The organism is Asprobacillus argus (genome assembly GCF_032248395.1).
GTDB classification, from domain to species: Bacteria; Bacteroidota; Bacteroidia; order Flavobacteriales; family Flavobacteriaceae; genus Polaribacter; species Polaribacter argus.
The window spans coordinates 120,843-141,029 of record NZ_JAVTTO010000004.1; the positions used below are offsets into that span (position 1 = coordinate 120,843).

Annotated in this window: 21 protein-coding genes; 9 read left to right on the top strand and 12 right to left on the bottom strand. The window is 33.6% G+C overall.

Going from position 1 to position 20,187, the window contains the following annotated elements:
• Positions 1-5: 5 nt before the first annotated feature.
• The 3 genes from RQM59_RS10800 to RQM59_RS10810 form a co-directional block, all read right to left on the bottom strand.
• Positions 6-1,340, bottom strand: a complete 1,335-nt coding sequence (locus RQM59_RS10800; protein WP_349242122.1) for a M28 family peptidase — start codon at positions 1,338-1,340, stop codon at positions 6-8.
• 2 nt (positions 1,341-1,342) lie between these two features.
• Complete coding sequence (locus RQM59_RS10805) at positions 1,343-2,683, bottom strand: hypothetical protein (RefSeq protein ID WP_349242123.1); 1,341 nt, start codon at positions 2,681-2,683, stop codon at positions 1,343-1,345.
• Between the two features lie 95 nt (positions 2,684-2,778).
• Positions 2,779-3,123: a DUF6249 domain-containing protein gene (locus RQM59_RS10810; protein WP_349242124.1), complete on the bottom strand. Its 345-nt coding sequence runs from the start codon at positions 3,121-3,123 to the stop codon at positions 2,779-2,781.
• A gap of 141 nt (positions 3,124-3,264) precedes the next feature.
• Here RQM59_RS10810 and RQM59_RS10815 point away from each other — a divergent pair, with 141 nt between their 5' ends.
• Both RQM59_RS10815 and RQM59_RS10820 read left to right on the top strand, forming a co-directional pair.
• Positions 3,265-3,846, top strand: a complete 582-nt coding sequence (locus RQM59_RS10815; protein ID WP_349242125.1) for an RNA polymerase sigma factor — start codon at positions 3,265-3,267, stop codon at positions 3,844-3,846.
• Positions 3,836-4,255 carry a hypothetical protein gene (locus RQM59_RS10820; RefSeq protein ID WP_349242126.1) on the top strand — a complete coding sequence of 140 codons (420 nt, stop codon included), beginning with the start codon at positions 3,836-3,838 and terminating at the stop codon, positions 4,253-4,255. The genes RQM59_RS10815 and RQM59_RS10820 overlap by 11 nt, the downstream gene beginning before the upstream one ends.
• Here RQM59_RS10820 and RQM59_RS10825 read toward each other — a convergent pair.
• Positions 4,250-5,419 carry a nuclear transport factor 2 family protein gene (locus RQM59_RS10825; protein ID WP_349242127.1) on the bottom strand — a complete coding sequence of 390 codons (1,170 nt, stop codon included), beginning with the start codon at positions 5,417-5,419 and terminating at the stop codon, positions 4,250-4,252. The genes RQM59_RS10820 and RQM59_RS10825 overlap by 6 nt on opposite strands.
• 435 nt (positions 5,420-5,854) lie before the next feature.
• The gene (gene htpG / locus RQM59_RS10830; protein ID WP_349242128.1) at positions 5,855-7,738 is read right to left on the bottom strand and encodes a molecular chaperone HtpG; all 1,884 of its coding nucleotides are present in this window, start codon (positions 7,736-7,738) and stop codon (positions 5,855-5,857) included.
• A gap of 156 nt (positions 7,739-7,894) precedes the next feature.
• Between htpG and RQM59_RS10835 the strand changes: the two genes are divergently transcribed.
• Positions 7,895-8,902, top strand: a complete 1,008-nt coding sequence (locus tag RQM59_RS10835) for a 3-oxoacyl-ACP synthase III family protein (RefSeq protein WP_349242129.1) — start codon at positions 7,895-7,897, stop codon at positions 8,900-8,902.
• 71 nt (positions 8,903-8,973) lie between these two features.
• On the opposite strand, the gene RQM59_RS10840 is transcribed toward RQM59_RS10835, so the two are convergent.
• On the bottom strand, positions 8,974-11,469 hold the full coding sequence (locus RQM59_RS10840) for a TonB-dependent receptor (RefSeq protein WP_349242130.1): 2,496 nt from the start codon (positions 11,467-11,469) through the stop codon (positions 8,974-8,976).
• Positions 11,470-11,566: 97 nt separating this feature from the next.
• On the opposite strand from RQM59_RS10840, the gene RQM59_RS10845 reads away from it, so the two are divergent.
• Together RQM59_RS10845 and RQM59_RS10850 are read left to right on the top strand one after the other, a co-directional pair.
• Positions 11,567-11,929, top strand: a complete 363-nt coding sequence (locus tag RQM59_RS10845; protein WP_349242131.1) for a CoA-binding protein — start codon at positions 11,567-11,569, stop codon at positions 11,927-11,929.
• 3 nt (positions 11,930-11,932) lie between these two features.
• A complete protein-coding gene (locus tag RQM59_RS10850; RefSeq protein ID WP_349242132.1) occupies positions 11,933-12,100 on the top strand; it encodes a hypothetical protein in 168 nt (55 codons plus the stop codon).
• Here RQM59_RS10850 and RQM59_RS10855 read toward each other — a convergent pair.
• Genes RQM59_RS10855 through pyrR form a run of 5 tightly spaced genes read right to left on the bottom strand, consistent with a single transcriptional unit; the run spans position 12,090 to position 15,154 of the window.
• Entirely contained in the window at positions 12,090-13,004 is a 915-nt protein-coding gene (locus RQM59_RS10855; protein WP_349242133.1) for a ribonuclease Z, read from the bottom strand. The two genes, RQM59_RS10850 and RQM59_RS10855, sit on opposite strands and share 11 nt — an antisense overlap.
• Complete coding sequence (locus RQM59_RS10860; protein WP_349242134.1) at positions 13,001-13,318, bottom strand: T9SS type A sorting domain-containing protein; 318 nt, start codon at positions 13,316-13,318, stop codon at positions 13,001-13,003. The genes RQM59_RS10855 and RQM59_RS10860 overlap by 4 nt, the downstream gene beginning before the upstream one ends.
• Before the next feature lie 30 nt (positions 13,319-13,348).
• Positions 13,349-13,681 carry a hypothetical protein gene (locus tag RQM59_RS10865; protein ID WP_349242135.1) on the bottom strand — a complete coding sequence of 111 codons (333 nt, stop codon included), beginning with the start codon at positions 13,679-13,681 and terminating at the stop codon, positions 13,349-13,351.
• Between the two features lie 2 nt (positions 13,682-13,683).
• Positions 13,684-14,613, bottom strand: a complete 930-nt coding sequence (locus RQM59_RS10870) for an aspartate carbamoyltransferase catalytic subunit (protein ID WP_349242136.1) — start codon at positions 14,611-14,613, stop codon at positions 13,684-13,686.
• Between the two features lies 1 nt (position 14,614).
• A complete protein-coding gene (pyrR, locus tag RQM59_RS10875) occupies positions 14,615-15,154 on the bottom strand; it encodes a bifunctional pyr operon transcriptional regulator/uracil phosphoribosyltransferase PyrR (protein WP_349242137.1) in 540 nt (179 codons plus the stop codon).
• 190 nt (positions 15,155-15,344) lie between these two features.
• Between pyrR and RQM59_RS10880 the strand changes: the two genes are divergently transcribed.
• Positions 15,345-16,715 (top strand): tetratricopeptide repeat protein, encoded by a 1,371-nt coding sequence (locus RQM59_RS10880; protein WP_349242138.1) that lies wholly within the window; start codon positions 15,345-15,347, stop codon positions 16,713-16,715.
• A gap of 3 nt (positions 16,716-16,718) precedes the next feature.
• Here RQM59_RS10880 and RQM59_RS10885 read toward each other — a convergent pair whose 3' ends face one another.
• Positions 16,719-17,249 carry a hypothetical protein gene (locus RQM59_RS10885; protein WP_349242139.1) on the bottom strand — a complete coding sequence of 177 codons (531 nt, stop codon included), beginning with the start codon at positions 17,247-17,249 and terminating at the stop codon, positions 16,719-16,721.
• A gap of 146 nt (positions 17,250-17,395) precedes the next feature.
• Between RQM59_RS10885 and RQM59_RS10890 the strand changes: the two genes are divergently transcribed.
• The 3 genes from RQM59_RS10890 to RQM59_RS10900 are packed head-to-tail and all read left to right on the top strand — an operon-like array spanning position 17,396 to position 20,075.
• The gene (locus tag RQM59_RS10890; protein WP_349242140.1) at positions 17,396-18,319 is read left to right on the top strand and encodes a polyprenyl-phosphate transporter; all 924 of its coding nucleotides are present in this window, start codon (positions 17,396-17,398) and stop codon (positions 18,317-18,319) included.
• Positions 18,320-19,333: a DUF368 domain-containing protein gene (locus RQM59_RS10895; protein ID WP_349242141.1), complete on the top strand. Its 1,014-nt coding sequence runs from the start codon at positions 18,320-18,322 to the stop codon at positions 19,331-19,333.
• Complete coding sequence (locus RQM59_RS10900; RefSeq protein ID WP_349242142.1) at positions 19,308-20,075, top strand: shikimate dehydrogenase family protein; 768 nt, start codon at positions 19,308-19,310, stop codon at positions 20,073-20,075. Before RQM59_RS10895 ends, RQM59_RS10900 begins: the two co-directional genes overlap by 26 nt.
• The last annotated feature ends 112 nt before the right edge of the window (positions 20,076-20,187 follow it).

Consider the following 20,187-nt stretch of genomic DNA (forward strand, 5'->3'; position numbering starts at 1 on the left):
TGTATCTATCTTCGAATTAATCCTGATGGAAATGTTACCAAACTCTCGTGACCATCTTTTCCTACTGCTGCAACACCAAAGAAGAAGTTATCTACCACAATTCCATCCAGCGTAAATGCATTTACGTTTTCCACATATTTATAGTGATCCCAGGTAGGCGAGGTAGTATCTCTCCAATAAATTTTATAACCTTTGGCACCATCGACTTTATCCCAACTTAGTTTAACTGCTGGTTGTACAGCACCTCCTATTTTTACATTTTTAGGTGCTGGTGGTGCCCATGCTATAGTGGCTAAATTGATCGCATTAACTGCCGTTAGTTTCTTAGCATAGTCGAAATTAACAAACTTGATCTTATCTCCATATTCAATTCCGTTTTCAGTTCTGATATCTTGATGTTGCTGCGTGTAATTTTCATGCATTTCCATAATTCGAACTCCAGCAAACCCAGCATCGTTAAAAGGCCTGTGGTGTCCGCCACGTCCAAAACGATCTAAACGGTAAATCATCTTTGGATTCATTTCAGGCATATAAGTTTTGGTACTCTTATAAATAAAACGTGCTAACTGACGCGAAATACCATCCACTTCACCGCCATAAAAACGTCGCATACGTCTTTGTCTTTCTGTATGATTATCATAGGTCGTTGGTTCTGAGAAAATTCTGAAGGTTCTATTGTCAATAACACCATCAACCCCTTTGATGTTTCCGATCATATCATTGTTTAAAATACCAATGATTTCCCAACCTTTTTCTTTGGCATAAGCCGCTAATCCTCTTCCGCCAAACAAACCTTGTTCTTCTCCAGACAATCCCACATATATAATACTATTTTCGAAAGTATACTTCGATAGTACTCTTGCTGCTTCAATAGCTCCTGCCATTCCAGAAGCATTATCATTGGCACCTGGTGAATCCGAAGTAAAATCATTTGACTTAGAAACACGAGAATCGATATCTCCACTCATGATAATATATCTATTCGGATATTTTGTGCCTTTTTGAACGGCTACTACATTCACTACCATCACATCATGCACAATACGTCTATTATCTTTTTTTACCAGATCTTTTTGATAGAAAACATTTAAACAGTTATTGCAATTTGAAGATATTTTATCGAATTCTGATTTTATCCAGCGTCTGGCCGCACCAATACCTCTTGTTTGTGAAATAGTGTCGCTTAAAGTATGCCGGGTTCCAAAATTGGCAAGTGTTGTAATGTCTTCTTTAATTCTTTCTGCTGATACTTCGTTAACTATATCATATACTCTTTTGTCGGTTTGAGCAGTCGTTACCGTTGTTAAAATTAAGGTTACTAAGGTTATAAAATTCTTCATGATTAGTTGTTTTTAAAATGCCAAAAAGGAATGGTGACGGCTATAAAGTTAGTGGTATCTTTCTTTCTTTTCCTAAGTCTAGCAATTTTTAACAGATGTTTTCCTTCTGTTAAATTTTTGATGTTCAAATAGGTTTCAAAACCTAATTTCTTGTTCACATTGGTGGTAGCTATAAAATCTGAAGGATATTTTACGTTATCTACATATACAGAATAGACTTTGTTAAAAGTCTTATAGTACACTAAACGTAAACTATCTCTTTTGCGCCTCTCCGCTCTTGTCCAATTATTCCCTGTGAGTGATATTTCAGATTCGAGTCCTCTGATATCAATTAAAGGTTTTAGATTTTCATTGTAATCGAATAGTCGATTTTCTACATGCTCATTGAAGATTACAAATACTTTTAAGTAAGGATCAGTAATTACTTTAGAAGGAATCGAAGCTATTTTCACGAAGTCTTTGTTTTTTTCTAATAGATCTTCATAGTTATTAGGATTGGCATAATTTTCTGACGAGGAACGATCAATATTTAAGTAATTTGAAGTTCTATAACTATAGCTAGAAAATATAAAGATCGCAACAAAGACAGGTAACAATACAAAACTCAAGCGTCTTCCAAATTTATTGTCCAAAAAATTATAAACTAAAGGACGATATAAGAAAGACAATGATACAATGCTAAATACTCTGTATAGTGGAAAGTAAAACTTGGAAGTCCATTTTTTCCTTTTTAAAAAACCTTGGGTGATAAAATCAATAAAGGTTAGGAACATTCCTAAAAAAAGAAAAAGTATAATAACTATTCCAGTTATAGAAAGAATGGTTTCCCATACTCCTTCGGCATCATTATCTAAAAAAATGAAAACAATTACCATAATGGTAACAAGGAACATAATAACAGCCAGAAAGTAAAAAATGAGTAGAAAAGAAATGGCAAATAGGATACTGCAATAGTTTTCTAACGATGCAATATACTTATCAAATGAGCCAATTTTGTTACTTAAGAAATTGGTAAATTTTGGAGAGTACTTTAATTCATCATAATCTATATCGCCAGAGACATAACGAAGGCCCAGCGCACCAATCCAAAGCCCTCTTAAAGTTACATGGATTAGCAAACTAATAATTAATATCCAGCAACAAATCTTTATAGAGAACCAGATCAATATTTCGTATATCCGACTATCATAATTAGCGGTTTCTAAATTTAATTGTATAGTACCTAATGAAGAGAATAAACCAAAAATGGCAAAACCAGAGATTAGTAACTCTAATTGCCAACTTTCTTGTTGAAGCTTATCTAACAGGTCTTTGAAAACGGAACTCTTGTAATCTTTACTCATAAAAAAAGGATTGCTTAAAGGTAATGACTTTTTAAAAACAAAAAAACCACCCTAGGAGAGGTGGTTTTTTTGGTTGGTTGATGGCTATTAACTACTTATTCTCTGTCTAATTTTTTAGTTAGTGTAAAGCCTACAAAAAGAGCAATACCAGCCATTAAGAAAATTGTTCCTGGATATGCAACTTCTTCTTCGATTCCAAAGCTATAATATAAAATTGAAGCAATAAAGATGCCTACTCCTACACCCATTAATAAAACTGCCAGGTTCAAGATAAATACTTTCCAGAATGGAGCCGGGCTTCCTTTATCTCCACGCGAAAAGATTTTTGCTTCTATTCCTTTTTCAATCAAGGCTAATCTTTCTTTGTTTCTAGTTGAAAAGAACAAGTAGAATATGCCAAAAACCGATCCGAATATTATTGCTAAAACTGCTACTTCCATGTTATTTATTTTTTATGATTAATTTTAATGTGTTTGTAGCATATGACAGGGTGCTTTAAAAAAAGGTTACAAAAAATGTAAAAAAATATTTTTTCGCATAAATCTGTAACCTTCATCCCTAATTTACTGTCATTATATATAATGACTATTAACAACGACCAACAATATATAGATAAAGTCTTAAATGGAGACACGAATGCTTTTGCTTTCTTGGTAGATAAGTATAGAGATATGGTATTTTCTCTGGCGTTAAAAATCACGAAGAGAAAAGAAGAAGCAGAAGAGGTAGCTCAGGACAGTTTTATTAAGGCGTTTAAGTCATTGCAACATTTTAAGGGAGATTCTAAATTTTCTACATGGCTGTATAAGATTACTTATAATAATTGTATTGATCGGGTAAAGAAAATTGCCAGAACACACAATACAGATACTATAGACGAGGTAAATGAAAATAAGATCAAGGCGATTGAAGATACCTTACAAGTGATAGAAAGAGGGGAGCGGGCAGAAATGATCAAGGAATGTATGGATGCTTTACCTGAAGATGAAAGAACTATTTTATGGTTGTTTTATTTTGAAGAATTGAGTTTAAAAGAAATAAAAGATGTAACTTCCTACTCGGAATCTAACATCAAAGTAAAATTACATAGAGCTAGAAAAAGACTTTTAGCCATCGTAAAAGCCAGAGTAGAACCTGAATTAATTAATCATTATGGAAGATAATACAGATAAAAAGTTAGATAGGTTTGCAAAGAAGCAGATCAAAAATTTAGAATTGGAAACTCCGTCAAAAGGGTTTACAAAATCCATAATGGATTCCATTTCAGCATTAGAAACTAAAAATACTTTTGTTTACAAACCATTAATTCCAAAAAAAGTTTGGATACTATCAGTAGCAGCTATTTTAGCTATTGTTTTGATACCTTTTCAAAAACAAGAAGGTGGTTTGTTAGAAAAAGTGAGTCTGGACTTCTCTTTTTTGGATAAAGTTAGTTTACCGAGTCTAAACCTATTTGAAGGGATGAATGTTTCGTCGACTACTTTCTATGGCTTCTTATTGTTTGCTGTTATGATCAGTATTCAAGTATTTTATATTAAAGGATACTTTAGTAAAAGAGCTTCTGGTTTATAAAAAAGTAACCTTAGTAATTGTTCCATTTTCGATTTCGTAAATAGCGACTGCGTCAAAAGTTCTTCCATTGGCCGTTACTAACTCTTCATCGATCACTATATTACCTTTTACGATACGCTTTACGATTTTGCAGTGTAAATCCTTTGTTCTTGCAAAGAAATCAGCATAACCTTTTCGCATATTTTCTCTGCCTTCGTAATTTAATGTGTTTGGAAAGTTATAAACTTTCACATCTTCAGCAAATGCTTTTACGAATGCCTCAATATCTCTGTTGTTATATGCCTTTAATTGTTGCTCTACAAAAAAGACAGGGTCTTCTTGCGCAACAATAGCGATCTTTGTTCCGTCTTTGCTTACTCTAATTCGAGATATCTTATGGATACTACTGTTTTTAAACGAGTGAAACAGAGACCAATCCGTATCCGTTTTAGGATTGAATTTCAAGATTTTATCTCCTTTTGCTTGTAATAAGGTTCCATCTGGTAGCCAACAAATGTCTTCATAATCTCCACTAGTATTTACAATTTTCTGTGTTTTTTTAGTTTTTACATTCAAGGACCGGATCTCCCATTGTCTATTTGCTTTACTGATATAACTAATCAACTTAGAATTGGGAATATGATGGAAAGATCTACCAGCTTTTTTTTGAACCGTATAATTTTCTCCTGATTTAATATCGCTGATAATCAAATCGAGGTCATTTCCGACAATCACAGATGAAACTACCGTGTTTTTATTGTACCACATTGGGTAGGCCACTTTCAATTCTGGAATTACTTCTTTGGACTCTTTGGTTGTATAATCATAACTATAAAAGCGCTGTAAACCGTCATTGTCTAAACGGACCGCAGATACATTCTTGGATTTAGGAATTCTTTGGGGAGAGTATTCACCCCCTTTCGGAGTATTACTCAAAAAATCGATCTTCTTATTTGTGCTGATATCGTATAGTACTATATCTGTTTGTCCATTTCTGGTGGCTGTAAATAAAAGTTTGTCTTTTGCATAAAAACTAGGTTGGCTATCATAGCCGGGGTTTTTAGAAATGTTTCTTTGATTGGACAATTTTCCACTTTTTGACAGATCAAATAAGAACACTTCAGTATTGGATTGAGCGAACGTAAAAATACTGGTAAAAATGAATAGGAAAGATAGTTTTTTCATGGTTGAAATTAATTGATGAACACAAAGATTACTGAAATTATAGTAAGAAGTATCAAAATGGCATTTCCTATTATGGAAACATAATATTCATAATTTTTTGGCTCCTTATTTTGGATGCTTAATATGATCAAAATTGTACTGATTAGGAGCATGATATTTGCTAGCCATTGGCATATTACAATTGCTATAGGTCTATAGTTACCTCTATACACCATAAAACCAACAAGTATGTTCAATGCTACGGTATAAACAAGAACTTTACAGCTCCATTTTTTGTAGTTGGTTTGTTTTGGCTCGAGTTGTTTTTCAAACTCTTTGAAGGTGCTCATATATTTTTAAAGTTGATCAGTGAATCTAACAGGATAAATATACATAATAAAAAAATCCTCTTTGCGAAAGCAGAGAGGATTTACTTTTTGTTTGTGATAAAAGCCACTATTTAATCAAATCATAACTACGTTTGATAAAATTCGTTAGCTCTTCTCCATGTAATAGATTCTGAGACAACTTTGCAAGATCAAATGCTTGATTGATTAACCTGTTTCTTTTCTTCTCTGTTTTTGTGTTTAGAATTTCTCCTACAAGTTCATGATTGGTGTTCACTACCAGATTGTACATTTCTGGTAAATTACCCATACCCATCATACCACCACCAGTAGCGTTCATCTCTTTCATACGTCTCATGAATTCTGGCACCGTAATTAAGAATGGAGATGCATTAGAGTCCATTGCTTCTAATTGAACTGTGTATGTTTCTTTAGGAACACTAGCTTCGATCATAGGTTTTAATGTTTCTTTTTCTTCATCTGATAGTTTGGAGATAACTGTATCGTCCTTTTTAATCAAATTGTCTATATGATCTGCATCGACACGTGTAAACTTCACTTTATCATTACTAGTTTCTAATTTTTGCATCAAATGCGACACAATAGGAGAGTCCAGTAATAATATTTCATACCCTTTTTCTTTGGCATCTTGAATATATCCATGCTGCGCATCTTTATTTGCAGCATATAGAACAATATGATTACCATCCTTATCAGTTTGAGCGTCTTTTGTTTTTTCTAAAAGCTCGTCAAATGTAAAATACGTATCATCTACCGTAGGGTATAATGCAAACTTCTTTGCTTTATCGAAGAACTTCTCTTCTGATAGCATTCCATACTCAATAATCACCTTAATATCATTCCATTTAGCTTCGAAATCCTCACGGTTATTTTTGAATAAAGAACTTAATTTATCTGCTACTTTCTTTGTGATGTATCCAGAGATCTTTTTTACGGCTCCATCTGCTTGCAAATACGAACGAGAAACGTTTAATGGGATATCTGGAGAATCAATAACTCCTTTTAGCATTTGTAAGAAATCTGGAACGATTCCTTCTACATTGTCCGTAACAAAAACCTGGTTTTGATATAATTGGATACGATCTTTTTGCATATCCATGTTCTGACTTAATTTTGGAAAATACAGAATACCCGTTAAATTGAAAGGATAATCTACATTTAAATGTATGTGGAACAAAGACTCTTCAAACTGCATTGGATACAATTCTCGGTAGAAATTGGTATAATCCTCATCTTCAAGATCTGCTGGTTTTTTAGTCCAGGCAGGGTTCGTGTTATTGATAATGTTATCAACGGTTACTTTTTCTGGAGTCACATCCTCTGCAGCACCTTCTGGTAATGGAAGTGTTTCTTCTTTTGTGCCGAACTTAATTGGCACTTGATTGAAACGGTTGTACTTGGTTAATAACCCAGAAATCTTTCCATCTTCTAAAAACTCGGTTGAATCTTCGGCAATATGCAAAATGATTTCAGTTCCTCTACCTTCTTTGTCATGCTCAACCAAGGTATATTCAGGAGAACCATCACACGTCCAATGTGCAGCTTTATCACCTTTAAAAGATTTAGTAATAATTTCTACCTTATCTGCTACCATGAAAGCTGAATAGAAACCTAGTCCAAAATGACCAATTACTCCAGTTTCATTTTTGTCATCCTTGTACTTCTCTAAGAACTCTTCCGCACCGGAAAATGCAATCTGGTTAATGTATTTTTCCACTTCTTCAGCGGTCATTCCTAATCCTTGATCTTTAATTGTTAAAGTTTTAGCATCTTTATCAATATTAATCTCAATTTTAGCATCTCCCAATTCGACTTTTGCCTCGCCAATAGAGATTAGATGTTTCAACTTTGTAGTCGCATCTGTGGCATTAGAAATCAATTCACGTAAGAATATTTCGTGATCAGAATACAAGAACTTTTTAATTAACGGAAAAATATTTTCTACCGATACATTAATATTTCCTTTACTCATAATATATGTTTTTGTTTATTTTGAATTTATATTCATTAAGTAGTCAAAAAAAATACCAAAGACCAATTTATGACAAGATGACATAATTCCATTGAGAAATGAGAAATGTGTATTTTTGCTATCTTTAGCGAGAACAAACAACAAATTGACTTATATATGTACAATTCGAAGATTACTGGATTAGGATATTTCGTGCCAGAAAATGTGGTTACGAATGACGACTTGAAACAATGGATGGAGACGAGCGATGAATGGATCCAGGAAAGAACAGGAATACAAGAACGAAGATGGATAGATCCTGCTACAGGAGAAACCACATCTACCATGGCAGTAAAAGCTGCTAAAATTGCGATAGAAAGAGCGGGATTAACCAAAGATGATATAGATTTCATCATTTTTGCCACATTGAGTCCAGACATGTACTTTCCTGGTGGAGGTGTGCGAGTGCAAGATATGTTAGATATGCCTACGGTAGGTGCATTAGATGTGCGTAATCAATGTTCAGGGTTCATCTACTCTATGTCCGTAGCCGATCAGTTTATAAAAACAGGAATGTATAAGAATGTGTTAGTTATCGGATCTGAAAATCATTCAGGTGGTTTAGAACGTTCTACACGTGGTCGTAATGTAACAGTTATTTTTGGAGATGGAGCAGGGGCAGCTGTTTTGTCCAGATCTGAAGAAGAGGACAAAGGAGTGTTGTCTTCTCATTTACACTCAGAAGGGAAGCATGCTAAGGAATTAGCATTGGAAGGCCCATCCACAGGACGATGGGTGCCTGAAATTCTGGCTGAAAACAATCCAGATGATGTATCTTATTACCCATACATGAATGGACAATTTGTATTTAAACATGCGGTGGTTCGTTTTTCAGAAGCAATTGTAGAAGGTTTGCAAGCAAACAACTTACAGAAAGAAGACATTGACATGTTAATTCCACATCAAGCGAATTTACGGATTGCGCAATTTATTCAGAGAAAATTTCAGTTAAGAGATGATCAGGTGTATAATAACATCATGAAGTATGGAAATACAACTGCTGCATCCGTAATTATTGCATTAACGGAAGCATGGGAGAAAGGAAAGATCAATGATGGCGATCTGGTTGTATTGGCTGCTTTTGGTAGTGGGTTTACATGGGGAAGTGTTATTATTAGATGGTAGATATTAAGAAAATAATATAAAAAAGCCGAGGTAGATACCTCGGCTTTTTTACTAACTAACTAATCTATGGTCTAAAAGAAGCCTCCGCCTCCTTGTTTCTCATTATTATCTCTTCTTCTACGAGATTTAGCTCTGTTTTTACCACCACCAAATCTATAATTGAATCCTAAGTAAGTTGTTCTACTTTCCCACTTAAATCTACCATCCTGTGCAAATGGATTGGTTGAGTTAAATTTAAATCTCATGGTGTTAAAGATATCATTTACTCTAAAGCTAATGCTACCCTTCCCTTTTAGTACACTGTAATTTGCGCCTATGTTTACCATAGACATTGGATCTACATCCCACTGGATGTTTCTGTTTGCTCCTCTGTACATTGCAAATAACTGCAGTCTTAAGTTTTTGTTTACTCTGAAGCTATTGCTGATTCTTGCGTTAAATGCCTCATTTTGAACTTCTCTTCGTGCTGCATTTGGATTCGTCAAGTCAGCTGTACCAAATTGTTTTTGAGAATAAAAATCCATACTTGCATTTGCTCTCCACCATTTTGCAATTTTATAGTTTGTTGAAAATTCTAAACCATAAGCATTTGTATCTTCAAAGTTTGCAAATGTTAAGATTTGTCTTACATTACTTGCATCTGTTGGATCGCTATAGGTAATTCTATTGATTGCATCATTAACTTTCCTGTAAAACGTTCCAAATGTTATAGATCCTCCTTTAATTCTTCTAGTATAGTTTACTTCAAAAGAGTTGGTAAATTGAGGTACTAAGTTCTCATTACCAATAGATGTGATTAATGGAGTACTCCATTCCCTGATTGGATTTACTTGCTGAATGCTAGGTCTATCTACTCTACGACTATAACTAAATTGAAATTGATTCTTATCGGATGGGTTATACGTGAAAAATGCAGATGGGTATACTGTAAATATTTCGTCAGTTACTTTTATTGAAGCCTGAGTTTCTTGGTTGAAATTTCCTTCAATCTCATATTGTTCAATACGTGCACCTAATTGCATCGTTACTTTCCCAAACTTGTGACCGTAGTTTACATATCCTGAGTAAATGTTTCTATCATAAGTGAAAGAAGAATTCCCAATACGAGTAGTTCCCGTTATTTGTGGATTTCCGTTTATATCTAAGATTAAATCTCCATTCGCGTTTCTAAGATAGGTGTATCTTTCTTGGTCAGTAATATTACCATTATCAGTTTTGTTAACTCTATACTCTAATCCTAACTCTAGCTTTCCGTTTTTAGAAATAGGATCTGTATAATCAAGGTTGATTAATGTATTGTTTCTATCAACAGTAATGTCATTAAAATAGTTTAACAGTTTATACGCTTGATCCGTAGGAGCTAATAATAAATCTTGATTGTCTAATCTTGACGGTGCATCATTTTTAGAAAAAGTAGCTTCAAGTTCTATGTTTTGACCCTTTTTATCAAAATCATGTTTGTAGTTCATGTTATAGACCTGATTTTTACTATCAGATGCTTGCGTATTTGGAGCGTTACTGACGATAGTATTGGTTGCATCAAATACTAATGTTCGACCATCTGCTCTACTATCAAACCAGTTTTGTGTTGTGTAGAAAGACAACGTATTTTTCTCGTCTAAATAAATATCTGCACCAAATTTCCATAAGTGAGAAGTATTATCATTTTTAAAGATAAAATCTTGAAAATTAACACCTGTTCTATTTACAAATCCGAAGTTGTAACGATCACCTGAGTTGTAGCCATAATTCGTAAAGAAATTTACTTTACCAGTCTTATAGTTCATGTTTGTTGATCCATTATAACGCACATAATGCCCAACTTCAACTCCTGTATTTAATGAACCATTGAATCCCATATTCGCATTTTTGTTCAACACAATATTGATAATTCCACTCATCCCTTCTGGATTGTACTTCGCAGATGGATTGGTGATTAACTCTACTGTTTTAATTGATGTCGATGGAATTTGCCTCAATAATTGAGCAGCAGGAATATTTGTTGGTTTACCGTCAACTAAGACGCGTACATTTTGATTTCCACGTAAACTGATGTTTCCAGTTTGACTATCTACACTTACCGACTGTACATTGTTTAACAGTTCAGCAGCCGTAGCTCCAGCAGACGTTAAATCTTTACCAACATTAATTACTTTTCTGTCAACTTTTTGAACAACGGTTGAGGTCTCTGCTCTTACGACCACTTCATCTAGTTGAGCGCTATCTTCTTTTAAAGAAATAGTTCCTAGGTCTAATTTTCTATTCTTATTAGAAACACTAATTTGCTTACTGTATAATTTATAACCTATAAATTGTACTTCAACAAGACTGTTTCCTTCTGGGATGTCTTTAATTTTAAAAGTACCATCATCTTTGGTAATACCTCCAGTAATTACTTTTTTAGCCATATCTCTGACTACAATATTCACATATGGAAGCGGTTCTTTACTAGCGTCATCTACTACTTTTCCTGAAATAACGCCAGGTTTTGAGATTTTGTTTTTAGCTAATTGTGCAAAGGAATTTATAGTTACACTTAGCATACAAAACAATAATAATTTTTTCATTATGTTAATTTTTGGTTGATTTTTTTCAATGACTTATAGACGATGCTTTGTGTATCTTTGTTACTTTCTTTAACACTGTTTAACGTATTATTAACAAATGAAAAATGTAACACTGGTTTTTGGGGCTTCCTTAAAAGAAGATAGGTATTCGAACATTGCTATTAATAGGCTTAGAGATAAGGAGTTAAAGGTTATGGCGTATGGTTTAAGAGAAGGAGTGGTGGCAGATGTGGAAATTGACACTGAACTTGTACATTATGATGATATTGATACTGTTACGCTATATTTAAACCCGAAAAGACAAAAAGAATACTATAGTTACATATTAAATTTGCAGCCTAGACGTGTTATTTTTAATCCTGGAACTGAAAATAATGAATTTCAACAATTATTAGTTGAAAACGGTATTATAGCAGAGGTAGCATGCACGCTTGTTTTATTATCTATTAATCAATATTAAACAATGAAAAAAGAAAGTGTAAAACTACTGGTAATTGTTATAGTGGGACTTCTGGTATATCTGACTTTTTTTATAGAAAAAGTTGAAGATGTTCCTATTGAGAGCAAGATGGATCACTCGATGGACAAAGTAAAAATAGATACTTTGAGTACTAAAGACACTATACAATAAACTCTTTGCCTTCTTCTGCTAAATGAACTGGGTCGAAAATAATGCGTGCCTCTTCTCTAAAAGATTCAAGTTCTTTATAGCGACTAGAATAATGTCCAATCACCAAAGATTTAACATCTGCCATTTTTGCTATTTCAGCAGCTTGTCTGGCCGTAGAATGTTTTGTTTTCTTTGCCAAATCTTCTCGATCGGATAAAAATGTAGCTTCATGATATAATAGATCGGCATTTTCAATAATAGGAACGATATCTGGTTTGTAAGACGTATCGCTACAAAATGCGTATGTTTTGGGTTTAGGAGGATCAAACGTAAGCTCTGAATTAGGAATAGTTTTTCCATTTGATAAAACAAAATCTTTGCCAATTTTTAGAGAACGATAATCACAAGTTTCAATCTCATCCAATTTTGCAATAGCCTTCATATTTAAGTTTCGTTGATTTTCTTTTTCAGTGAATAAAAAACCGTTGGTATATACCCTGTGGTTTAGAGGAATTGTTCGTACAAAAACTTTCTCGTCTTCATAGATCAGTTCACTCTCTTTAGAAGAAAGCTCGTGGAAAACAAGACTGAAGTTAGAATAGGTTTTGGAAACTTTCAATTGAAGATTCGTAACCTCTTCTATTCCTTCTGGGCCATAAATGTGTAGATCTCTTTCTCTATTTAGAATACCCAAAGTGCTGATAAGTCCAATCAATCCAAAGAAATGATCTCCGTGTAAATGTGAAATAAAAATATGGTTTATTTTGGAGAATCCAACCTTGTGTTTACGCATTTGACGCTGCGTTCCTTCTCCACAATCAATTAAAAAATGACGATTATTTATTTCTAAATATTGTGCAGTGGGATGAGCGTTAACTCTAGGTGTAGCAGAATGACAACCTAAAATGGTTAGCTTAAGATTCATCGAATAACAAATCTTTTGGAAGTTACTTTAACTTCGGAACGGATGGAATATAGATACATTCCTGATTTTAAATTATTTTTAGAAAAAGGAATCTTGTTATTACCTTTTTTTACTTTAATTTTCCTGGTTAAAACGGTTTTTCCGATGACATTCCTAACACTAAATGTTATATTTTGATCAGCTTCGGAATGAAACGTAATGGTTGTAGAATTCACAAAAGGGTTTGGTGAAGCCGTAAGCTTAGTTATTTTCTTCTGAGAATAAACCGCTACGCTACACACCAATAAAATGAAAAAAAGTAGTTTTTTTATCATATACCTCTCGTTCTTACTATAATTTGGTCGTTAAAAACCTAAATCTCTTTCAATGGCTTCCATCTGAATGATATCTTCCGCTTCTACAAAGGTAGGAACAATATTGAAATGTTCCGGAAAAATATCATTGTCAATCGCTGCACAAACCACCACAAATGACATGCCATTTTCTTTTTGTGCTTCAGCCACGTTCAAAAATAAGGAGATATCTTGTTCTGAAGTGTTAAGATTTTCAGAAACTTGTACAATTAAATGATGCTCTTTTAATGTTTCAAGTTTTGAAGAGAAGGACGTATAAAATTCTTGAAAAGCAGCTTCATCTGAAACTACTGATGTATAGTTTTCTTTTTGAGTAATGATCATGACTACCTTTTTATTTGTTGCGCCAATAAGTAAATTACAGCCATTCTTACTGCCACACCATTTTCAACCTGATTTAAGATAATGGACTGATCGGCATCTGCTACATCACTAGTTATTTCAACACCTCTATTAATAGGGCCGGGATGCATAATGACAATTTTCTTTCCTAAATTATCTAGTATATGTTTGTTAATTCCAAATAACTGTGTGTATTCTCTAGTTGAAGGAAAGTATTTGATATCCATGCGTTCGTGCTGAACGCGCAAAACATTCGCCACATCACACCATTCCAGTGCCTTTTTAATATCTGTTTCAACAGTAACTCCCAGACTAGAAATATATTTTGGAATAAGGGTCGTAGGACCGCATACTTTTACCTCAGCGCCTTGAAGTTTTAAGGCAAAAATATTTGAGAGCGCTACTCGGGAATGTAAAATATCTCCAACGATAACGACTTTTTTCCCTTTTACTGTTCCCAGTGTTTCTTTTATTGAATAAGAATCTAATAATGCTTGCGTAGGATGTTCATGCGTGCCATCGCCGGCGTTAATGATCTTAGCGTCTACATGTTTTGAGAGAAAAACACCCGCACCGACATTTGGGTGGCGCATTACTACAATATCTACCTTCATAGATAGGATATTGTTAACGGTATCTATTAAGGTTTCTCCTTTTTTTACCGAAGATTGACTCGCAGAAAAATTAATTACGTCAGCAGAAAGCCTTTTTTCGGCCAGTTCAAAGGATAATTTAGTTCTCGTACTATTCTCAAAAAATAAATTGGCAATCGTAATATCTCTTAAAGATGGAACCTTTTTTATAGGTCTATTGATAACTTCCTTAAAATGATTGGCAGTTTCAAAAATGAGATCAATATCATTTCTGTTCAGATATTTTATTCCTAATAAATGTTCTACACTTAACTGCTTCATGTTATTTAATATCTATATATACTGCATCTTTTTTATGAGATTCTTTCCAGTGTACCAGCACTTTTTCTTCATTAATGGCATCTACTTGTCTCCCTTTATAATTAGGTTGAATAGGTAAATGACGACTAAAGCGTCTATCAATAAGTACCAATAACTCAATATTTTCAGGTCGTCCATAAGACTGTAAAGCGGTTAAAGCTGCTCTAACACTTCTTCCGGAATATAATACATCATCTATAATGACAACTTTCTTTCCTTCAATTAAAAAATCGATATTGGTATTTGCTGCTTCTAGAGGCGCATCGCGTCTTCTGAAGTCGTCTCTATAAAAAGTGATATCCAAAAAACCAAGCGAAAGGTTGGTTACCTTATATTCAGTTTCTAAAAGTGCAGCTAACCTTTTAGCTAAAAAAATACCTCTTGGTTGTAAACCAATTAAAACTGTATCGGAAAAATCATTGTGATTTTCGATTAACTGGCAAGCCAATCGATGTAAGATAATTTCAATTTCTTTTGAGTTTAACAGTACTTTTTTGCTCATGAGAAATGTTATCAGTTTAGCATAACACTAAAAGTTGAGCAAAGCTAGTGTAAAAAAGAATACAAGCAAAATTTAGAGACCAAAAGAAAGAACGATGTTGTTAATTAAATTGTTGAAAACAAAAAAAGGAGATGTAAAAGTGGTATAAGAGTTGTAGTACATTTAATAAGTAATTCAAAATATGTTGCCTATGCCTTTGACAAAGTTTGAATCCATGTTAAAAACCAATAGCGTTTATTTTTTCGATTTGGTTGAGTTTGAAGAGATTATCCTCCATTATTTAGATACCGGAAAGCACTCCTTAGCTAAGAAAGCTGTGAAGCTAGGTTTGGAACAGCACCCTACATCTGTAGACCTTAAATTGTTGGAGGTAGAGATTCTCATTTTTGACAATAAGTTAGAATTAGCAGCGAAGCTGGTTAAAAAAATAGAAGCAATAGACCCAAATAACGATGAGGTTTATATTCAAAAAGCAACCATATTGTCTAAAGGAGGTGCTCATAAAGAAGCTATAGAAAATTTAAAAATAGCATTGACTCATACAAATGATAAAGTAGATGTTTGGTCATTGATGGGAATGGAATATCTATACTTGGATGATTTTGAAAATGCACGGTTGAATTTTGCCAAATGTATAGATGTGGACTTTGAAGATTATTCGGCATTATATAATGTGGTGTATTGTTTCGATATGGAGAAAGATCATGAACAAGCCATAAAATATCTGAATGCATACATTAATAAGAATCCTTATTGCGAAGTAGCTTGGCATCAGCTAGGTAGACAGTATTTTATTTTAAATATGTTTAAAGAGGCACTTACTTCTTTTGATTATGCTGTTTTGATTGACGAGTCTTTTATAGGCGGATATCTTGAGAAAGCAAAGACGTTGGAACAATTGGAGCGTTATGATGAAGCTATTGAAAATTACCTAATTACGCTTGAGTTAGATGACCCTACAGCATTTGCCTACGTAAGAATAGGAGAGTGCTACGATAAATTGGATGCACTTGATACTGCGATAGGTTATTATAAAAAAGCCGTACATGAAGACCCTTTGCTAGATAAAGGATGGGTATTGCTTACGCAATCTTATTATATTCAAGAAGACTATCAAAAGGCATTATACTATATAAATAAGGCCTTGAAGATTGATGAAGATAATGCGTTGTACTGGAGAAAATATGCAGAGATTAACGTTAGGCTAGATTTTTTTGAAGAGGCAGTCAATGCATTCCAAAAATGCATAATGCTCAAAGATGAAGATATAGAAGTTTTTATAGCGCTTGCCGATGTTTTGTCTTTTATAGGAGAATATAATGATGCATTATCGATTCTTTTTACCTCACAAAAAATTTATAAAAACTTTGCTGAAATTGAATATAGATTGGCAGGGCTATTCTTTGTACTAAATAAAGAGAATCATGGAATTGCTCATTTAAAAAATGGGCTGGCAATAGACTTTGAGTATCACTCTATTATAAAAGAACTCTATCCAGCTGTTTTTGAACACCCAAGAGTTCAAAAATTACTTGCTGCCTTTAAAAAGGCGATGGAATAAATGTTACTTCATTTTTAAGTATAGTTTCAAGAAATCCATGAACCAAACAAGGTCGTTTTGGACAAGTTGTTCACTATCATCATCAAAGCCAAGTATTAGATGGGAATTGTCGTCTTTATCGAGTAAAAAAAGTTTCCCTTCATACATGTCATTATGAATTTCTTTTACTGTAAAGGTAAACCTGTTTATAGAATGGGAGTCAAATGTTTTTACATCCTTTCCAATCACAAGCTTTAAAGTGTTATTTACAAGTGTTTTGACATGGTTGTTGGCTTCTTTTTTAATGCCTATTCTTTTTAAATTAAATATGGCGAAAAGAAACAACAGCAAGGCAAAAATATAAGCTTTACCTAATGTCCATCCCTTGATTAGTGAATATGAAACAATGAATATTGATAAAATAAGAGGCGTTAGTATCAAAAAAAATAGTTGAGACACGTCTGTTTTAGCCTTCCCAATAATTATTTTATTACCTTCTTTTTTAAAGGAGATTTTTAACCTTTTTAGTTTTAATTCTAGAAGAGATGTATTCATAATAAAGTAGGTTAGAAATTTAAAATCCTGCTTAAGCATTGCAACACAAGCTGTCGGGCAAATATAATAAGACCAAGATTAAATAATTCAATAGACCTCGTCAAATTGCGTTATATTCGTAACTCCAAAACTAACGAAATCACTACATGAAAAGAACGTTAAAAGATTATTTAGTTATTTCTCTCAAAGGAGTGGCTATGGGAGCTGCAGATGTTGTTCCTGGTGTTTCTGGTGGAACCATTGCTTTTATATCAGGAATTTACGAAGAACTGTTAAACTCGATAAGCAATATAAATCTCGACCTTTTTAAAACATTGAAAAATGAAGGTTTTAAAAAAGCCTGGGCACAACTAAATGGGAATTTCTTGCTAGCACTTTTGATAGGGATTTTTGTGAGTGTCTTATCATTGGCAAAAGTGCTCAAGTATTTATTAGAAAATGAACCTATCTTGTTGTGGTCTTTTTTCTTTGGCTTAGTCTTAGCAAGTGTTATTTATATTGCAAAGCAACTTACAAAATGGAGTGTAGTTACTTTCCTCATTTTGATTATTGGAGCTGTTTTGGCGTATTATATTACAACTTTAGACCCCCTTGTTTCTGGGAATTCATCATCTTGGTTTTTGTTTTTAGCAGGTGCTATTGCCATTTGTGCAATGATTCTACCTGGAATTTCAGGAGCATTCATTTTAGTTTTATTGGGTGCGTATCAACCAGTTTTGGCAGCAGTTAATGATAGGGATTATAAAATAATCGCGTTAATAGGACTGGGAGCAATTGTTGGATTGTTATCGTTTTCAAGAGTGTTAAAATGGTTATTTAAGCACTACAAAAATTATACACTTGCTGCACTTACTGGATTTATTATTGGATCTTTAAATAAGATTTGGCCATGGAAACATACACTTTCTTTTAGGCTGAATTCCCATGGAATAGAAGTTCCTTTAAAACAGGAAAGCGTTTCTCCATTTTCCTATTCAGGGGAGCATCAACTAATACTGGCAATTATTTTAGCAATAGTAGGTTTTGGGTTGATCATGTTACTGGAAAAACTAGCCGTAAACAAGGATTAAATGAGCCAAGAAAGAACATTCTTCCAAAAAGTAAACCTTTTTATAAAAGGTTTGGCTATGGGTGCTGCGAATAAAGTACCGGGTGTTTCCGGAGGAACTGTTTCTTTTGTATTAGGCTTTTATGAAGAATTGATATTCTCGTTTAGAAGAATAAACCTGAAGTCTTTGAAATTGCTTTTGAATGGACGTTTTAGAAGTTTTTTTAGATATATAAATGCCCAGTTTCTCGCTTTAATTATGGCCGGGAGTATCTTCAGCTATTTTAGTGTATCTCTGGTTTTAGACTACTTTTTAGTACATTATGAAAACTACGTTTGGAGCTGGTTTTTTGGAATGATCATAGGTTCCATCTACTATATAGGAAAGGATTTTGGAGATTGGAATTTAAAAAATGGCGTGTCACTTTTTATTGGAGCTACAGTAGGAATTGGGATTAGTTTTTTAACTCCCGCAGGAGAGAACGATAATTTATGGTTTGTCTTTTTATGTGGAATCATAGGGGTTTCTGGAATGACATTACCTGGTTTATCGGGGTCGTTCATCTTAATTTTGTTAGGTAATTATGTATTACTATTAGTAGATTCGGTAAATGTATTGTTCGATGTAATTACGAACATGTTTTCTGGAGATTTCTCTGCTTTTAAGGATGCGGCTAAGGTTAGATACCTTAAGATTATTGGAGTATTTACAGCAGGTTCGGCATTTGGACTAGTATCCATTTCACATGTTTTGGGATATGTGCTCAAACGATATCATCAAATAGTAACTGCTGTAATTATTGGTTTTATAACAGGATCTTTGGGAATTGTTTGGCCTTGGAAAGAAAAGGTTTTTAGAAAGGAAAATGGTCAGGTACTGGTCGATCAAAATGGTGACGGTATTATAGAGAACTATCGACGTTATTTACCTGACGTATCGGATAGTGAAACATGGATTTCTATTTTTTATACCGTATTAGGAATTGCACTTATTTTAATTATTGATTTTTATGGAAGAAAGAGAAAGTCAAGATAAAGATGTGTTGTTTGGGCTTGTAGGCAAGAGAATTTCGTATTCTTTTTCAAAAGAATATTTTTCTAAGAAGTTTGCAGAGCTGAATCTTACGCATCATAAATATGTCAACTTTGATATTGAAAAAATAACTTTTTTTCCCGAGGTAATTCATTCAAATAAGTTTAAGCTAAAAGGAATGAATGTAACTATACCATACAAGCAAGATGTTTTTTTATATCTGGACAAAGTGCATAAAGTAGCAAGAAAGGTTGGAGCGGTTAATACTATTAAGATCACTAAGAAGGGAAAATTAAAAGGATATAATACAGATGTTATTGGTTTTAGAAATTCTATTGCGCCCATGCTTAAAGAACATCATACCAAAGCATTGATTTTGGGATCGGGGGGAGCGTCTAAGGCTGTAGCGTATGTCTTCAAAAAAATGAACATCGATTTTAAATTTGTTTCTAGAAAACCAAAAAAGAAAAAGCAAATTTCCTATGCCGATATTAACGAAGAGGTCTTGAATGAGTACGGTATTATTGTTAATTGCAGCCCTGTGGGAACTTTTCCAGAAACGGATAAATGTCCGAAAATACCGTATCAGCATATAACAGAGAAACATTTGTTTTATGATCTCGTATACAATCCAAAGGAAACACTTTTTCTCACAAAAGGAAAGTTACAAGGAGCGTCCATTAAAAATGGGTATGAGATGCTAGAAATACAAGCTGAAGCTTCTTGGGAAATCTGGAATTCTTGATTCGAACACATAAACAGGATAGATTTAACTCTTAATTTTGCCAACTTATGTAAGATTCTTTTTTCTTTCATGTAAGTAGTGCGTATATTTATAGACTAAATTAGGGAACCGT